Annotated in this window: 1 protein-coding gene; it reads right to left on the bottom strand. The window is 57.9% G+C overall.

Going from position 1 to position 401, the window contains the following annotated elements:
- The coding region (locus tag SB816_RS30020) for a transposase (protein ID WP_410547994.1) at positions 1-401 on the bottom strand (401 nt) is incomplete at both ends.

The raw sequence follows: 401 nt of genomic DNA, 5'->3' as shown, positions 1-401 counted from the left end.
CCCGATCCACAAACCAACGGCTGAGCGCTGATGCTGGCTGATTGCGTAGCCACAGCCACGATAGTTGGATCATCGTAGTGCGCAGCCGAGGGTTCCCTGCCTTTGAGACACCCTGCTCGTGGTCGATGGTCCCGCTCATCCATGGGGTTGGTGTCAAACCGGCATAGGCGGCAATCTGCCGCCTATTATCAAAATGCCGGGACAGGGCTTCGGTCCAAAGAACGGCGGCAAATTCAGCGCCAACACCCTTCAAGGACAGCAGCATCGCTGCGGGCGAGGTTGCCTCAACCGCTGGCTGGTCCTCCATCGATAGAAGAGAATTACGCTCGCTCTCCACTGCAGCGATCTGCTCTAGCAGCAACTCGAGACGGTCGAGTTCCCGATTGATTTGAGCCTTCAAG

It is taken from the genome of Achromobacter sp. SIMBA_011 (assembly GCF_046535435.1).
Lineage (GTDB): Bacteria > Pseudomonadota > Gammaproteobacteria > Burkholderiales > Burkholderiaceae_B > Achromobacter > Achromobacter dolens.
The sequence above is the reverse complement of the archived record's forward strand: the minus strand, read 5'-3'. Positions and strand labels throughout refer to the sequence as shown.